The 15350-nt window shown below is 63.7% G+C and carries 12 protein-coding genes; 8 read left to right on the top strand and 4 right to left on the bottom strand.

The annotated features are described in order from the left end of the window. A partial coding sequence (locus EOC06_RS17365) for a bifunctional rhamnulose-1-phosphate aldolase/short-chain dehydrogenase (protein ID WP_128308341.1) occupies positions 1–2091 on the bottom strand: 2091 nt, incomplete at its 3' end. A gap of 186 nt (positions 2092–2277) precedes the next feature. Between EOC06_RS17365 and EOC06_RS17370 the strand changes: the two genes are divergently transcribed. From EOC06_RS17370 to EOC06_RS17400, 7 genes are all read left to right on the top strand, one after another. Further along, positions 2278–3087, top strand: a complete 810-nt coding sequence (locus EOC06_RS17370) for a DeoR/GlpR family DNA-binding transcription regulator (RefSeq protein WP_023813909.1) — start codon at positions 2278–2280, stop codon at positions 3085–3087. Positions 3088–3142: 55 nt separating this feature from the next. Next, on the top strand, positions 3143–4138 hold the full coding sequence (rhaS, locus tag EOC06_RS17375) for a rhamnose ABC transporter substrate-binding protein (protein WP_128308342.1): 996 nt from the start codon (positions 3143–3145) through the stop codon (positions 4136–4138). 84 nt (positions 4139–4222) lie between these two features. Continuing rightward, positions 4223–5764: a sugar ABC transporter ATP-binding protein gene (locus EOC06_RS17380; RefSeq protein WP_128308343.1), complete on the top strand. Its 1542-nt coding sequence runs from the start codon at positions 4223–4225 to the stop codon at positions 5762–5764. After that, positions 5761–6735, top strand: coding sequence for an ABC transporter permease (locus tag EOC06_RS17385; RefSeq protein ID WP_128308344.1), 975 nt, complete (start codon positions 5761–5763; stop codon positions 6733–6735). The genes EOC06_RS17380 and EOC06_RS17385 overlap by 4 nt, the downstream gene beginning before the upstream one ends. Continuing rightward, positions 6732–7727: an ABC transporter permease gene (locus tag EOC06_RS17390; protein ID WP_128308345.1), complete on the top strand. Its 996-nt coding sequence runs from the start codon at positions 6732–6734 to the stop codon at positions 7725–7727. Before EOC06_RS17385 ends, EOC06_RS17390 begins: the two co-directional genes overlap by 4 nt. Then, positions 7727–8044 carry an L-rhamnose mutarotase gene (gene rhaM, locus EOC06_RS17395; RefSeq protein WP_127330852.1) on the top strand — a complete coding sequence of 106 codons (318 nt, stop codon included), beginning with the start codon at positions 7727–7729 and terminating at the stop codon, positions 8042–8044. The genes EOC06_RS17390 and rhaM overlap by 1 nt, the downstream gene beginning before the upstream one ends. Continuing rightward, the gene (locus EOC06_RS17400; protein WP_128308346.1) at positions 8041–9417 is read left to right on the top strand and encodes an FGGY-family carbohydrate kinase; all 1377 of its coding nucleotides are present in this window, start codon (positions 8041–8043) and stop codon (positions 9415–9417) included. The genes rhaM and EOC06_RS17400 overlap by 4 nt, the downstream gene beginning before the upstream one ends. On the opposite strand, the gene EOC06_RS17405 is transcribed toward EOC06_RS17400, so the two are convergent. From EOC06_RS17405 to galE, 3 genes are all read right to left on the bottom strand, one after another. Beyond that, positions 9418–11244 (bottom strand): alanine racemase, encoded by a 1827-nt coding sequence (locus EOC06_RS17405; protein WP_128308347.1) that lies wholly within the window; start codon positions 11242–11244, stop codon positions 9418–9420. 2 nt (positions 11245–11246) lie between these two features. Next, a complete protein-coding gene (locus tag EOC06_RS17410; protein ID WP_128308348.1) occupies positions 11247–12497 on the bottom strand; it encodes a D-amino acid dehydrogenase in 1251 nt (416 codons plus the stop codon). A gap of 104 nt (positions 12498–12601) precedes the next feature. After that, the gene (galE, locus tag EOC06_RS17415) at positions 12602–13597 is read right to left on the bottom strand and encodes a UDP-glucose 4-epimerase GalE (protein ID WP_128308349.1); all 996 of its coding nucleotides are present in this window, start codon (positions 13595–13597) and stop codon (positions 12602–12604) included. A 267-nt stretch (positions 13598–13864) separates the two neighbouring features. On the opposite strand from galE, the gene hemA reads away from it, so the two are divergent. Further along, the gene (gene hemA / locus EOC06_RS17420) at positions 13865–15142 is read left to right on the top strand and encodes a 5-aminolevulinate synthase (protein WP_127270796.1); all 1278 of its coding nucleotides are present in this window, start codon (positions 13865–13867) and stop codon (positions 15140–15142) included. The last annotated feature ends 208 nt before the right edge of the window (positions 15143–15350 follow it).

The following is a 15350-nucleotide window of genomic DNA, read 5'->3' on the forward strand; positions in this document are numbered from 1 at the left end:
GCTCTGGGCGTTGCCCGCGTCGACATTGATGATGTTGCCGGTCGACTTGGCCGACATGTCGGACGCCAGGAAATAGATCGCCTCTGCGATGTCTTCCGGGAAGACCGAGCGCTTCAGCATCGAACGCGAGCGATAGTGCTCCTCCAGATCGTCGGTCGACATCTTGTAGGCGGCGGCGCGCTGTTCCTTCCACTCGCCGGTCCAGATCTTCGAGCCGCGCAGCACCGCGTCCGGGTTGACGACATTGACCCTGATCTGCGCCTCCGCACCCTCCAGCGCCAGACAGCGGGCGAGGTGGATCTCGGCGGCCTTGGCAGTGCAATAGGCGGCAGCGTTGGGCGATGCGGCAAGGCCGTTCTTGGAGGCGACGAAGACGACGTTGCCACCAATCTTCTGCGCGCGGAACAGCCGGAACGCTTCCCGCGAGACCAGGAAATAGCCGGTCGACAGGATGTCCATGTTCTTGTTCCACAGCGCCAGCGTCGTCTCCTCGATCGGCGCCGAGGAGGCCAGCCCTGCATTCGACACCAGAATGTCGATGCCGCCGAACTCGACCGCGGTCTCGGCAAAGCCCGAAATGACCTGGTCCTCCGAGGTGACGTTGATCAGCACCGGGCGGACGAAATCCTTGCCATAGACCTTGGCCAGTTCGTCATTGGCGCTGGCCAGCGCTGTCTCGTCGATGTCGGCCAGCACCACGCAGGCGCCTTCGCGCAGCAGCCGGTTGGCCGTGGCGCGGCCGATGCCGCCGGCGCCACCCGTGACCAGCGCGATCTGGCCGGCAAGCGACTTCGCCTTCGGCATACGCTGCAGCTTCAGGTCCTCGAGCAGCCAGTATTCGATGTCGAAGGCTTCCTGTGCAGGCAGGCCGACATAGGACGAGACGGTCGAGGCGCCGCGCATGACGTTGATGGCGTTGACATAGAATTCTCCCGAAATGCGCGCCGTCGCCTTGTCGCCGGCGAAGGTGAACATGCCGACGCCGGGCATCAGGTAGACGACGGCATTGGGATCGCGGATGGCGGGCGAGTCCGGATGCTTGCAGCTGTCGTAGTAGGCCTGGTAGCCGACGCGATAGGCTGCGATGTCGTCGGCAAGCCGCGCAATCACCGCATCGACATCGGGCTTGGCCGGATCGAATTCGATGACCAGCGGGCGGATCTTGGTGCGCAGGAAATGGTCGGGGCACGAGGTGCCGAGTGCCGCCAGCGGGCGCAGATCCCTGGAATTGACGAATTCGAGCACGGCGGCGGAATCATCGAAATGGCCTGTTTTGTGGCTCTTCTCCGAGATCAGGCCGCGAATCCTCGGCATCAGTTTGGCCGCGATGGCACGGCGCTCGGTGGCGTCGAGTGCCTTGACCACTTCACCGCCAAAGATAGCGACACCCTCGGAGCGGGGCTCGAACCATTCGATCGCCTGGTTGATCACCGAGATCGTCGTCTCGTAGCATTCCCTGGGGGTGTCGCCCCAGGTGAACAGGCCGTGGCTTTCCAGGATGACACCCTTGGCATCGGGGTGTTCGAGGCAGAATTTCTCCAGCCACAGGCCAAGCTCGAACCCGGGACGCTTCCACGGCAACCAGCCGATGGCGTCGCCGAAGATTTCTTTCGTCAGCGCCTTCGAATCCTTCGCGGCGGCAATGGCGATGATGGCATCGGGATGCATGTGGTCGACAAAAGGCTTCGGCACGTAGGCGTGCAACGGCGTGTCGATAGAGGCCGCGCGTGGATTGAGGTTGAAGGTGCAGTGCGGCAGGAAGCCGACCATTTCATCTTCGTGCTCGACGCCGCGATAGAGACCTTTGAGCGCGCGCAGCTTGTCCATGTAGAGCGTGGCAAAGCCGTCCAGCTTGATCGAGGCGCTGTCGCCGCCCGATCCCTTGACCCACAGCACTTCGACATCCTCGCCGGTGAGCGGGTCTCTCTGCCAGATCTTCGACGACGTGTTGCCGCCGCCATAATTGGTGACGCGCTTGTCGGAACCGAGCGTGTTCGAGCGGTAGACCAGAAGTTCCGGCCCGCTCATCGCGTGAGCCTTGGCCTCGTCCCACAGATTGGCGAGGCGCGCGCCGGTGCGCTTGTCGAGCATATGCAATCCTCCCGAAAGGCACGCAAAAGGCGCGGCCATTTGGCCCCGAATTTCCACGGAAGCGGCCGGCTTGTCAATCACAAACGATCAAGATCAATCATATTGCACTGCACAATGAAATTATATGATCGGAAATGATTGACACTGCGCGTTTTGGGTGCCTAGATGCTCAGGCAGGGAGGAACCATGCACGAAAAAGAGCGCCACAGGATCATTCTGTCCGCCGTCCAGGAAAAGCCTGTGGTGACGGTGCAGGAGATGGTCGACCTGACGGAGTCCTCCGAGGCGACGATCCGGCGCGATATCGCGGCTCTCCACGTCCAGAAGCGCCTGCGCCGCGTGCGCGGCGGCGCCGAGGCAATCTCGCCGCCGCAGTTCATCGGGCTGGCCGGCCGGCCCTTTTCCGTCAACGAAACGATCAACGCCTCGCAGAAGCGGGCGATCGCGCGTGAAGCGGTAGAGCTGTGCAAGGACGGCGAACCAATCATCATCAATGGCGGCACCACCACGTTCCAGATGGTGCATTTCCTGACCGGCCGCCGCATGCCGATCTTCACCAATTCGTTCCCGATCGCCGAGCACCTGCTCAAGCACTCCAAGAACACGGTGATGCTGTCGGGCGGCACCATCTATCGCGAGCAGAACATCATCCTGTCGCCCTTCGACAATGACGTGACGCGCAATTTCTATGCGCGCCGCATGTTCATGGGCGCGCAGGGTCTGGGGCCGCTCGGCCTGATGGAGGGCGATCCGCTTTTGATCCAGGCGGAGCAGAAACTGATCGACCAGGCCGACGAGTTGGTGGTGCTGGTCGATTCCTCGAAATTCCGCAAACGCTCCAGCCTGATCCTGTGCGGCCTGTCGCGCATCGCCACCGTCATCACCGATGACGGCATCGAGGATCGCGAAGCCAAGATGCTGGAGACCGCCGGCGTGACACTGATCGTCGCCCGCACATCCGCAACCAACAAGGAAGAATCTTCACTGCAGGCCTGAGGCCAACTCGCGCTCGCAGCGACGATGGAATGCAACGCTCAAGGGAGGAAATTCGATGAGCTTCTTGAAGAAATTGATGGTAACGGCGGCCTTTTCAGCCGCCATGTTCGTGAATGCCGCCTATGCCGAAAACGTCAAGATCGCACTGGTGGTGAAATCGCTCGGCAACGGCTTCTTCGATGCCGCCAACAAGGGCGCCGAAGAGGCGGCCAAGGAACTCGGCGATGTCGACATCATCTACACCGGCCCGACCAAGGCGACCGCCGAAGCGCAGATCGAAGTGGTCAATTCGCTGATCGCGCAGAAGGTCGACGCCATCGCCATTTCGGCCAATGACGCCGACGCCTTGGTGCCGGTGCTGAAGAAGGCCATGGAACGCGGCATCACCGTCATCTCGTGGGATTCGGGCGTCGCCAAGGAAGGCCGCCAGCTTCACCTCAACCCGTCCGATACCGGCCTGATCGGCGAGACCATCATCAAGCTTGCCGCCGACCACCTGCCGGAAGGCGGCGAGGTCGCCATCCTGTCGGCCTCCTCGACCGCCACCAACCAGAACGCCTGGATCGACGCGGCCAAGAAAATCCTGCCGGAGAAGTTCCCCAAGATCAAACTCGTCGCCACCGTCTATGGCGATGACGATTCGGCCAAGAGCACCGACGAAGCCAAGGGCCTGTTGAAGTCCTATCCGAACCTCAAGGCGATCATCGCGCCGACCACCGTCGGCGTCGTCGCCGCCGCCCAGGTCGTCACCGACGAGAACCTGATCGGCAAGGTCAATGTCACCGGCCTCGCGCTGCCGTCCGAGTTCAAGAAGTTCATCGACAACGGTTCCAGTCAGGCGGTTGCCCTGTGGAACCCGATCGACCTCGGCTACTCGGCCGTCTACCTCGCCCATGATCTGGCGGTGAAGAAGGAAGAGGCGAAGCCCGGCGCCACGCTGTCGATCGGCCGCGTCGGCAAGGTCACGCTCGACGACACCAACTCGGCTGCGATGGCTCCGCCCTTCCAGTTCGACAAGTCGAACATCGAAAAGTTCTCCAAGATCTATTGATCTGGAGTTCTCTAGAGCTGACGCGGCGGGGCTCACGTCCCGCCGCGACTTTAAACGAACCTTGTTTCAGGGCTTGATACGATTATGGACACGACAGCCCAACACGGCGCGGTGAAGGAGCGGCCTCCGGCCCCGGCTCCACGCCTGACGCTGTCCGGCATCTCCAAGAGCTTTCCCGGCGTGCGCGCGCTGCACAATGTCAGCCTGTCGCTCTATCCAGGGCAGGTGACGGCGCTGATCGGCGAAAACGGCGCCGGCAAGTCGACGCTGGTCAAGATCATGACCGGCATCTACCAGCCCGACGGGGGTACCATCAGCATCGACGGCCAGGCAGTCACCCTGCCCAGCGCACATGCCGCCTTCGGCCATGGCGTCACCGCCATCCACCAGGAAACCGTGCTGTTCGACGATCTGAGCGTCGCCGAAAACATCTTTCTCGGCCACGCGCCACGCACGCGTTTGCGCACCATCGACTGGCGCACGATGCGTAGGAATGCGCGCGAAGTGCTTGACACCATGCATGCCGGCCACATCGACGCCGATGCGCGCCTGAAGGACCTCGGCATCGCCAACAAGCATCTGGTCGCCGTTGCGCGCGCCATGTCGATCGACGCGCAGATCGTCATCATGGACGAGCCGACCGCCGCACTTTCGATGAAGGAGATCGAGGAGCTCTTTTTGCTGATCGAGTTCCTCAAGAGCGACGGCAAGGCAATCCTGTTCATCAGCCACAAGTTCGACGAGATCTACCGTATCGCCGACCGCTACACGGTGTTCCGCGATGGCGAGATGGTCGGCGAAGGCCTGATCAAGGATGCCGGCCAGAGCCAGATCGTGCGCCTGATGGTCGGCCGCGCGGTCGATCACATCTTCCCGCAGCGCAAGGCCGAGATAGGCGCGCCGGTGCTCTCCGTTTCCGGCCTGTCGCATCCGACCGAATTCAACGACATCGGCTTCGAACTGCACAAGGGCGAGATCCTCGGCTTCTACGGCCTGGTCGGCGCCGGCCGCAGCGAGGTGATGCAGGCGATATCGGGCATCACCCGCACATCAGCCGGCACGATCACGCTGGAAGGCAAGACGCTCGCGCCGAAATCGGCGGCGGATTCGATCGATGCCGGGATCGTCTACGTGCCCGAAGAACGCGGCAAACAAGGCGTGGTGATCGGCCTGCCGATCTTCCAGAACGTCTCGCTGCCTTCACTCAAGCGCACATCGAAGTCCGGCCTGCTGCGGCTGTCGGAGGAGTTCGATCTGGCCCGCTCCTACACCGAGCGGCTCGACCTCAGGGCCTCCTCGCTCAGCCAGGACGTCGGCACGCTGTCGGGCGGCAACCAGCAGAAGATCGTCATCGCCAAATGGCTGGCGACGTCGCCCAAGGTGATCATCCTGGACGAGCCGACCAAGGGCATCGACATCGGCTCGAAGGCCGCCGTGCACGGCTTCATGGCCGAGTTGGTGGCGCAAGGCCTGTCGGTGATCATGGTGTCCTCCGAGCTGCCCGAAATCCTCGGCATGTCCGACCGCGTCGTGGTCATGCGCGAGGGGCTCGTCGCGGCGGTCTACGACAACAAGGGGCTGGACGCCGAGACGCTGGTTCGGACGGCAGCGGGGATCGCGGCATGAAGGCTTTCCTCAAATACCGTGAAATCTGGCTGTTGGCGGCCATCGTCGTGCTGATCGGCCTGATTTCGACGCGTTTCCCGGCCTTTGCCGACCCCGGCAATCTGCGCCAGGTGTTCAACGACACCTCGATCCTGATGATCCTGGCGCTCGGCCAGATGGTGGTCATCCTGACCCGGTCGATCGATCTGTCGATGGCGTCCAATCTCTGCTTCACCGGCATGGTGGTGGCGATGCTGAACGCAGCACATCCGGCGATCCCGATCCCGCTGCTGATCGTCGTCGCACTGCTGGTCGGCCTTGTGCTCGGCGCCATCAACGGCCTGCTGGTGTGGCGCCTGAACATCCCCTCGATCGTGGTGACATTGGGCACGCTGACCATCTATCGCGGCGCCACCTTCGTCCTGTCCGGCGGCGCCTGGGTCAATGCCGACAAGATGAGCCCGGACTTCATCGGCTTTCAGCGCGCCGCCTTCCTCGGCATTCCGGTGCTGTCGTGGATCGCCATCCTGGTCATTGCGCTGTTCTTCGTCCTGATGACGCGCACCGCGCTCGGCCGCTCGATCTATGCCATCGGCGTAAACCCGACGGCTTCCGTCTATGCCGGCATCGATGTCGGCCGCACCAAGTTCATCGTCTTCTGCATCTCCGGCATGATCGGCGGCCTGTCGGGTTATCTCTGGATCTCGCGCTATGTGATCGCGTCGGTCGAGGTCGCCAATGGCTATGAGCTCAACATCATCGCCGCCTGCGTCATCGGCGGCATCTCGATCGCCGGCGGCATCGGCTCGGTCGGCGGCGCGGTGCTCGGCGCACTGTTCCTGGGCATCATCTCCAACGCGCTGCCGGTCATCAACATCTCGCCCTTCTGGCAGATGGCGATTTCGGGCAGCGCCATCATCCTGGCCGTCGTGCTCAACGCGCGCGGCGAACGCCAGCAAGGCCGCATCATCCTCAGAAAGGTGGAGGCGTGACCGACATCCCTGCTCCGCGCCGCATTCCCGACCGGCTCGACAAGCCGCTTCGTTCGGCGATCTTTTCCTGGGAAGCGCTGCTGGTCGTGGTGGCCGTCGCCATCTTCGCCATCAACAGCTTCGCCTCGCCCTATTTCCTCGACCCGTATTCGCTGTCCGATCTGACCTTCAATTTCACCGAGAAAGGCCTGATCGCCTTCGCCATGGCGCTGCTGATCATCTCGGGCGAGATCGATCTGTCGGTGGCCGCCATTATTGCGCTGGCGTCGACGATGATGGGCATGGCGGTGCAGGCCGGCGCAGGCACGCCGGTGCTGGTGGCGATCGGCATCGTCGTCGGGCTCGGCTGCGGCGCCTTCAACGGTCTGCTGGTGACAAGGCTCGGCCTGCCGTCGATCGTCGTCACCATCGGCACGATGAGCCTGTTTCGCGGCATCGCCTTCATCATCCTCGGCGATCAGGCCTATAAGGGTTATCCCGCAAGCTTCGCCTTCTTCGGCCAGGGCTATGTCTGGTGGGTGGTGTCGTTCGAGCTGGTGCTCTTCCTCATTGCGGCCGTCGTCTACTGGTTCTTGCTGCACCGTACGAGTTTCGGCCGACGCGTCTTCGCCATCGGCAACAATCCGATAGCTGCGCAGTTTTCCGGCGTGCGCGTCGGTCGCACCAAGTTCATCCTGTTCTGCCTGACCGGCCTGATGTCGGGCATCGCCTCGGTGCTGATCACCTCGCGGCTCGGTTCGACGCGGCCATCGATCGCGCAGGGCTACGAGTTGGAAGTCATCACCATGGTGGTGCTCGGCGGCGTCAGTATCCTCGGCGGCGCCGGCAGCATTGTTGGGGTCGTGCTCGCCGCCTTCATCATGGGACTGGTGACTTTCGGGCTCGGCCTGCTCAATGTGCCCGGCATCGTCATGTCGATCTTCATCGGCCTGCTGCTGATCATCGTCATCGCCTTGCCGATCGTCTGGCGGCGATTGCGCGGAGGGCGCTGATGCCGCAGAAATACGCGTTCAAAATGAAGCTGAAGCCCGGCATGAAGGCCGAGTACAAGAAGCGCCACGACGAGATCTGGCCGTCACTGGTCGCGCTGCTGAAGCAGGCCGGCGTCTCCGATTATTCCATCCATCTCGACGAGGAGACCAATATCCTGTTCGGTGTTCTGTGGCGGCGTGACGACCACGGCATGGACGAATTGCCCGGATATCCGGTGATGCAGCGCTGGTGGGCTGAAATGGCCGACATCATGGAAACCAGGCCGGACAACGAGCCGGTGGCCGTGCCGTTGGAAACCGTGTTCCACATGGCATGAGTGCGATGCGCCACATCGCCGTCATCGACATCGGCAAGACCAACGCCAAGGTGGCGCTGGTCGACCTCGCGACCTTGAGCGAGGTGGCGCTGCGCCGCATGTCCAATGCGCCGGTGCGACAGGCGCCCTACCCGCACCACGATGTCGAGGCCTTGTGGGCATTCATCCTCGAAAGCCTTGCCGGCCTCAACCGCGAACAGCGCATCGACGCCATTTCGATCACCACCCATGGCGCGACCGGCGTGCTGGTCGACGCGGCGGGTGAACTGGTGCTGCCGGTGCTCGACTATGAATTCGATGGCCCCGACCGGCTGGCAGCGGATTATGATGCGATCCGTCCCCCTTTTGCCGAGACCGGCACGCCGCGCCTGCCGCTCGGCCTCAATCTCGGAGCACAGTTCTTCTGGCAGCAGAAAAGCTTCCCGGCGGAATTCGCCAGGGCCGCCGCGATGCTGATGTACCCGCAATACTGGGCGTTGCGCCTGACCGGCATCGCCGCCAACGAGGTGACTTCGCTCGGCTGCCACACCGATCTGTGGAACCCTTGGACGGCGGATTTTTCATCATTGGTCGACAGGCTGGAATGGCCCGACCTGATGGCACCGGTGCGGCCGGCCAGCGATCGCCTCGGTCCGATCCTGCCCAGTGTTGCGATGCGAACCGGACTGGATCCGCAAACGCCGGTGTTCTGCGGCCTGCATGATTCCAACGCCTCGCTGCTGCCGCATCTGCTGTCCGACAAGCCACCTTTCTCCGTCGTCTCGACCGGCACCTGGGTGGTGTCGATGGCGGTCGGCGGCAAACAGATTGCTCTGGATGCCGCGCGCGACACGCTGGTCAATGTCAACGCACTCGGCAATCCCGTTCCCTCGGCGCGCTTCATGGGCGGCCGCGAGTTTTCCGTGCTGACAAAGGACGAGCCGGAGCAGTGGAACGAGGGTGATGTCGGCGCCGTGCTGGCGCGAAAGATGCTGCTGCTGCCGTCGACCCAGCAGGGCTCGGGGCCGTTCCCGCATCAGACTGCGACATGGCTCAACGCCGACGGCATGAATAATGGCCAGCGCTTTGCCGCCATCTCGTTCTATCTGGCGCTGATGACGGCAACCTGCCTCGACTTGATCGGCGCGGACGGCCCGACCACGGTCGAAGGCCCCTTTGCCCGCAACCGGCTCTTTGTCGGCATGCTGGCGGCAGCCACGGCGCGCGCCGTTGTTGCGTCCGAGGCCGCCACCGGCACCAGCATCGGCGCGGCGCTGCTGGCATGCGATCGGCCGGCGACGCACGGCAAGGGCGAAAGCATAGAACCGCCTATAGACCCGGCCTGGGTCGACTATGTCAGCGCATGGCGCGCGGCAGTGGAAGCGCAGGGCTGATCAGAGAATCCGTTTGCCGAAGGCAGACATGACGAAGTTGACCGCGTCGGTGCCGATCCGCGGCTCCAGATCCGCCGTCAGGCCCGAAACATCCATCGACAGCAAGCCACCGGAGAGCGCGATCGCCTCCATCGCCTGGTGCGTTTCGCGCACGGTCAGCCCGCCGGAGCCCGCAGCCCAGCCTGCGAATTCGGTTGCGGTCGGCGAATAGCTGACATGAAAGCCTTGCGTGCCTGAGGTGGCGATGCGGATCGCTTCATGCATCAGGTCGCGCATGCCCATGGCGTCGATGTCGGTCATGGTGAAGGCCGACACGCGCGAATCCTTCAGCACCCGCGCCTCGGCCGGATCGGCGTGGCGCAGGCCGACGATGACGACATTTTCCGGCGACAGCTGCGGCTGCAGCGCGCCGGCTTTGTGATCGAGCCCGAGCGATCGCGCCAGCACCGAACATTCCGGCAGGTCGATGCCCTCCTCGTCCTCTGGCATCAGGGCGGCGATGGAATCGATCCAGATCAGGCCGAAAGAATGCGTCGCGCGCGCCGTCGCGGTCAGCGCCTTGTGGGCGATGCGACGATCGGCGCCGGCAATCAGCCGGACCAGCCCCGATGGCGGCCGCTCGACATCGGCGAGTTCCACCACGTCGAAGTTCATCGCTTCCAGCCGCGCGCCGGTGCTTTCTCGGGCCAGGATGCCGGCGGCCCCCTGCCCGGCCGTGATCTGCACCATCTTGCGGCCGGAAAAATCCTCGACGTCGTGCATCGGGGCCTTCTCGACATATTCCGAGGTCATCGCCAAAAGCATGGCGCCATAGCTCATGCGGAAGGCGACGCGGTCGCCGACGGAGGGCCTCGGTTCGGCATCGGCGACATCCAAAAGCAGATGGTCGCTGGAGGCGCCGAGCACGCGTATCCCCTTGGCGATCGGCGTCAGCCCCTCGACCAGCACATCCTCGCGGCCGATATTGGCGATGGCGCGCAGCCTGTCGCCTTCGTCGGGGAAGGCCGGCTGGTTGCCGAAGGCGTCGTAGCCCGATTGGCCGATCGGCCGTGACGGCTTGAGCTTGACCTCGATGATGTCGCTTGTCAGCCGGCAGGCATCGGGTTCGAGCTCCGCCCACGGCGTGTCGCGGAAGGTCTCGACACCACCCTGCAGGATCGCCTCGCCGACCCGCAGGTTGTTGATGCCGGCCGGCAACCTGCCTTCGAGCAGCAGCGGCAGCGACGACGAGGCGCCGCCGGAGATCACGTCGAGGCTTCTGCCGGACAGGCGCTCGGTCTTGTAGGCATGGGCGACGAGTTGGCCGAGATTTTCCGGCGTCGGCATGATGGCGCCGAAACAGCCGAGATTGGTGCCGATGCCGGCAATGCGAACGCCCTTGAACTGCAGTATCTGCTCGACGGTCGGGATCAGGTCGTTCGGCCAGATGCCCTCTCGGAGATCCCCGAGATCGATCATCAGCATGATGTCGTGGATGCGGCCCATGCGCTCGGCGATGCGCGATATCTCGCGGATGGTGGCGAGTTCCGACTGCAGGCTGATGTCGACGGTGCGCACCACCTCCTCGACCCGCGCCATCGGCGGGCTGCGCAACAGCATGATCGGCGCGTTGATGCCGCTGTCGCGCAGCCGGCGAATGTTCTCGAAGCGCGATTCTGCGATGCCTGAGACCCCGCCCCGCAGCATGGCACGCGCCACTTGCGGCATGCCGCAAGTACCCTTGGTGACGCCGAAGACCTTTATGCCAGACAAGGCGCAGCGTTCGACGATGGTGCGGGCGTTACGCTCGATGCGGCCAAGGTCGATGGCGACTTGCGGTCCCGACATCTCTAGCCTCCGTAAACCAGCCCTTGCGGGTCGATCTCGAGCTTCCGGCCGGCAACGAGGTCGGCGAGGAATTTCCCCGAGCCGCATGCCATGGTCCAGCCGACATGGCCGTGGCCGGTGTCGAGATAGAGGTTTTTGTAGCGCGCCTGGCCGATGACCGGCACCGAGTTGGGCATCATCGGCCGCAGGCCTGCCCACAGCTCGGCCTTTTTCTCGTCGAAGGCACCGGGGAACAGGTCCTTGCCGGTGCTGATGATCGTCTTGAAATCGGCGGGCTTGAAAGTTCGATCGAAGCCGGTGAATTCAGCCGTCGAGGACATCCGCAAGCGGTTGCCCAGCCTGGAATAGCCGATCAGCCGGTCCTCGTCGGCGCCGCCCATGGTCGGCCCCTTGCTTTCGTCCTCCAGGGGAATCGTCGCAGTATAACCCTTCACCGGATAGACAGGCAGGTCGATGCCGTAGCGGCGCCCGAGCAGGCCGCTCTCCGGTCCCATCGAGATGACCACGGCATCGCCGGCGACCGGGCCGGCCGACGTCATCACCGCGCGCACATGATCGCCCTCGATGTCGAGGCCTTCGACTGTCGTGCCGAACAGGAATTTGACGCCGAGCTTCTCGGCAGCATAGGCGGCCAGCCTGTCGACAAACTGCTTGGAATCTCCGGTCTGGTCGGTTGGTGAATAGACGCCCCCGGCAATCTTGTCCTTGACGCCGGCAAGGCCTGGTTCCAGCTCGACCAGCCGGTCGCGGCCGACGATTTCGATCGGCAGGCCGTGCCTGGCAAGATAACGGTAATTGTCGGTGCCGGTATCGAGGCTCTTTTGCGAGCGGAAGAAGTAGAGGATGCCCTTCTTGCGCTCGTCGTAGTGGATGCCGGTCGCTTCCGAAAGCGCATTGATGCAGTCGCGCGAATAGAGCGCGAGCCTGAGCTTGATGTCGGTGTTGGCGCGCAGGCGCGCCACCGTGCACTGGCGCAGAAAACGCAGGCTCCAGGCGAGGAAATAGGGATCGAGGCGCAGCCTGACCTTGATGCCGAGATCATGGTTGTAGAGCCCGCGCAGGAAAGTCTTCAAAGCCGCCGGCGAGGCCCAGGCGGTGGCGTCACCCGGTGACACCAGGCCGGCATTGGACTGGCTGGTGCCTTGTGCCGCCGCCGGATGGCGCTCGATCACTGTCACCTCATGGCCGTCGCCGGCCAGATAATAGGCGGCCGCCGTACCGACGACACCGGCCCCGAGCACCGTTATTTTCATGCCATCCCCCAAGATCTCCTCGCGGGCGACGCCTCCGCGCCTTGCCGCGAACGCCTTCAATAGCGCTTCGCTGCCCGCCTTGCGAGCCCTTGGGAGAACCCGGCTCAGCCGCGCGCGGAGTTCTTGCCGGTCAGGATGCGCTCCCAGGCGAGCGCGTCGGCGACGATCTGGTCGAGATCGTCGCGTTGCGGGGTCCAGCCGAGTTCAGCGCGGGCGAGATCCGAATTGGCGACCACCGCCGCGGCGTCGCCGGGACGGCGATCGCCCATCTTCACCTCGAAATCACGGCCGAAGGCGCGGCGCACGCTGTCGATGACCTCGAGCACCGAGTAGCCATGGCTGTAGCCGCAATTGGCGACGAGGCTTTGTCCCCCGGCACGCAGCCGCTGCAAGGCCAGGCGATGCGCCGCCGCCAGGTCGCTGACATGGATGTAGTCGCGCATGCAGGTGCCGTCCGGCGTCGGATAATCGGTGCCGAACACCTGCATGAACGGCCGCTTGCCAAGTGCCGTCTCGCAGGCGACCTTGATCAGATGGGTTGCGCCCGGCGTCGACTGGCCGGTGCGGCCCTTCGGGTCGGCGCCGGCGACGTTGAAGTAGCGCAGCGCCGTATAGCGCAGGCCATGCGCGATCGACGCGTCGCGCAGCATCCACTCACTCATCAGCTTGGATAGGCCATAGGGCGATTCCGGCGACAGGCGGGCGTCCTCGCGCACCGGCTCCAGGCCGGCTCCGCCATAGACGGCGGCGGTCGATGAAAAAATGAAATTGGGCACGCCTTCGCGCACCGCGGTTTCGATCAGCGTGCGCGTCTTCGAGGTGTTGTTCTCGTAGTAACTGAGCGGGTCGGCGACCGATTCCGGAACCACGATCGAGCCGGCGAAGTGAATGATCGCGTCGACCTTGTTCTCCCTGATGACCGTGCCGACCAATTCCCGGTCGGCAACGTCGCCGACGACCAGCCTTGCCTCGGGCGCCACCGCCCATTCGAAACCGGTGGAAAGGCGATCGAGGACGACCACGCCCTCGCCGGCATCAAGCAACTCCCAGACCATATGGCTGCCGATGTAACCGGCGCCGCCTGTAACCAAAACCGTCATCCGCGTCCTCGCTTATCCAAGATTTATCGGAAACTGTCTCAACCCCCGCTCTACTGGAAAGCCCGCCGCATAACCATTGAAACCGTGGTAACCGGCATCGCCGGCTAGTGGCATCGTCCTGAAACAAAGTTGATCCACATCAAGGGAATAGGCCACGATCCGTGATCGTTAGGAACAGGTCCGGGGCGTGGCATTTTGACCAAAAAGGCCAGGTGGACGACCAACAGGCCAATGATTATGATCCCGCGCAAAAATTGGGAAGCCTATATGAACTATCAGCGGTTCTTCGAGGAAGCGATCGACCAGCTCCATGCCGAGCGTCGCTACCGCGTTTTCGCCGACCTGGAGCGGATCGCGGGCAAGTTCCCGCGCGCCATCTGGCGTTCCAATGGCCGCGCCGAGGAAATCACCGTCTGGTGCTCCAACGACTATCTCGGCATGGGCCAGCATCCCGACGTCATCGCCGCGTTCCAGAATACCGCTGGCAAGATGGGTTCGGGCGCCGGCGGCACCCGCAACATTTCCGGCACCTCGAACCCGCTGGTCGAACTCGAGGTGGAGCTTGCCGACCTGCACGACAAGGAAGCGGCACTGGTCTTCACCTCCGGTTTCGTCTCCAACGAGGCCTCGATCTCGACCATCGCGAAGCTTTTGCCCAACTGCCTGATCATCTCGGACGAATTGAACCACGCCTCGATGATCGAAGGCGTACGGCGTTCCGGCGCCGAGAAAAAGATCTTCCGCCACAACGACGTGGCGCATCTGGAAAGCCTTTTGCAGGCGGCGGGGCGCGAACGCGCCAAGCTGATCGTCTTCGAAAGCGTCTACTCGATGGATGGCGACATCGCGCCGATCAAAGAGATCGTCGAGCTCGCCGAGCGCTACAACGCCATGACCTATATCGACGAGGTCCATGCTGTCGGCATGTACGGGCCGCGCGGCGGCGGCATCACCGAGCGCGAAGGCCTGGCTGACCGCATCGACATCATCGAAGGCACCTTGGCCAAGGCATTCGGCACGCTGGGCGGCTATATCACCGGCACCAGCGCCGTGATCGACGCCGTGCGTTCCTATGCGCCGGGCTTCATCTTCACCACGGCACTGCCGCCGGCGATCGCGGCTGCCGCGACCGCGTCGATCCGCCATCTCAAGCGCTCGCAGGCCGAGCGCGACGCCCAGCAGCAGCAGGCGAGCCGAACCAAGCAGATCCTGTCGGCCGCCGGCCTGCCGGTGATGGACTCGCCGACCCACATCGTGCCGCTGCTGGTCGGCGATCCCGAGGCCTGCAAGATGGCCAGCGACCGCCTGCTCGGCGTGCACGGCATCTACATCCAGCCGATCAACTACCCGACCGTGCCGCGCGGCACCGAGCGGCTGCGCATCACGCCGACGCCGTTCCATTCCGATGCACTGATCGCCGAATTGCAGGATGCGCTGGTCGAGACCTGGGATGCGCTCGGCATCCCCTATGGCTCCGCCGGGCGGCCTTCGGTGGCCAAGAGCGACCGCATCATTCCCCTGCTGGTCCCCAAGTCAGGCGGCTGAAGCCGTTGCTGGTTGCGCCTGTCGATTGCTTCCAACGCCGCGACGCTCCGACGTCACGGCATGGATCCTAGGGTCTCCGCGACGTCGCTTCGCGACTGCTACGCCCTAGGATGACGAAGCGTGGGGGCTTCTGGCTAGTCACAGAGTTGGAGTCTGGCATCGTAGCAATGGCCGACCTTCGAGGTTGGCCGAGGCATCTTTCTCTTCG

Origin of the sequence: Mesorhizobium sp. M7A.F.Ca.MR.362.00.0.0 (assembly GCF_004023175.1) — a bacterium.
In the GTDB taxonomy this organism is placed as follows: domain Bacteria; phylum Pseudomonadota; class Alphaproteobacteria; order Rhizobiales; family Rhizobiaceae; genus Mesorhizobium.

Coding starts and splice junctions, on each gene's coding strand:
- EOC06_RS17370 (WP_023813909.1), top strand. CDS start 2,278: ATGCACGAAAAAGAGCGCCACAGGATCATTCTGTCCGCCGTCCAGGAA.
- EOC06_RS17405 (WP_128308347.1), bottom strand. CDS start 11,244: ATGTCGGGACCGCAAGTCGCCATCGACCTTGGCCGCATCGAGCGTAAC.
- EOC06_RS17400 (WP_128308346.1), top strand. CDS start 8,041: ATGAGTGCGATGCGCCACATCGCCGTCATCGACATCGGCAAGACCAAC.
- rhaM (WP_127330852.1), top strand. CDS start 7,727: ATGCCGCAGAAATACGCGTTCAAAATGAAGCTGAAGCCCGGCATGAAG.
- hemA (WP_127270796.1), top strand. CDS start 13,865: ATGAACTATCAGCGGTTCTTCGAGGAAGCGATCGACCAGCTCCATGCC.
- galE (WP_128308349.1), bottom strand. CDS start 13,597: ATGACGGTTTTGGTTACAGGCGGCGCCGGTTACATCGGCAGCCATATG.
- EOC06_RS17385 (WP_128308344.1), top strand. CDS start 5,761: ATGAAGGCTTTCCTCAAATACCGTGAAATCTGGCTGTTGGCGGCCATC.
- rhaS (WP_128308342.1), top strand. CDS start 3,143: ATGAGCTTCTTGAAGAAATTGATGGTAACGGCGGCCTTTTCAGCCGCC.
- EOC06_RS17410 (WP_128308348.1), bottom strand. CDS start 12,497: ATGAAAATAACGGTGCTCGGGGCCGGTGTCGTCGGTACGGCGGCCGCC.
- EOC06_RS17380 (WP_128308343.1), top strand. CDS start 4,223: ATGGACACGACAGCCCAACACGGCGCGGTGAAGGAGCGGCCTCCGGCC.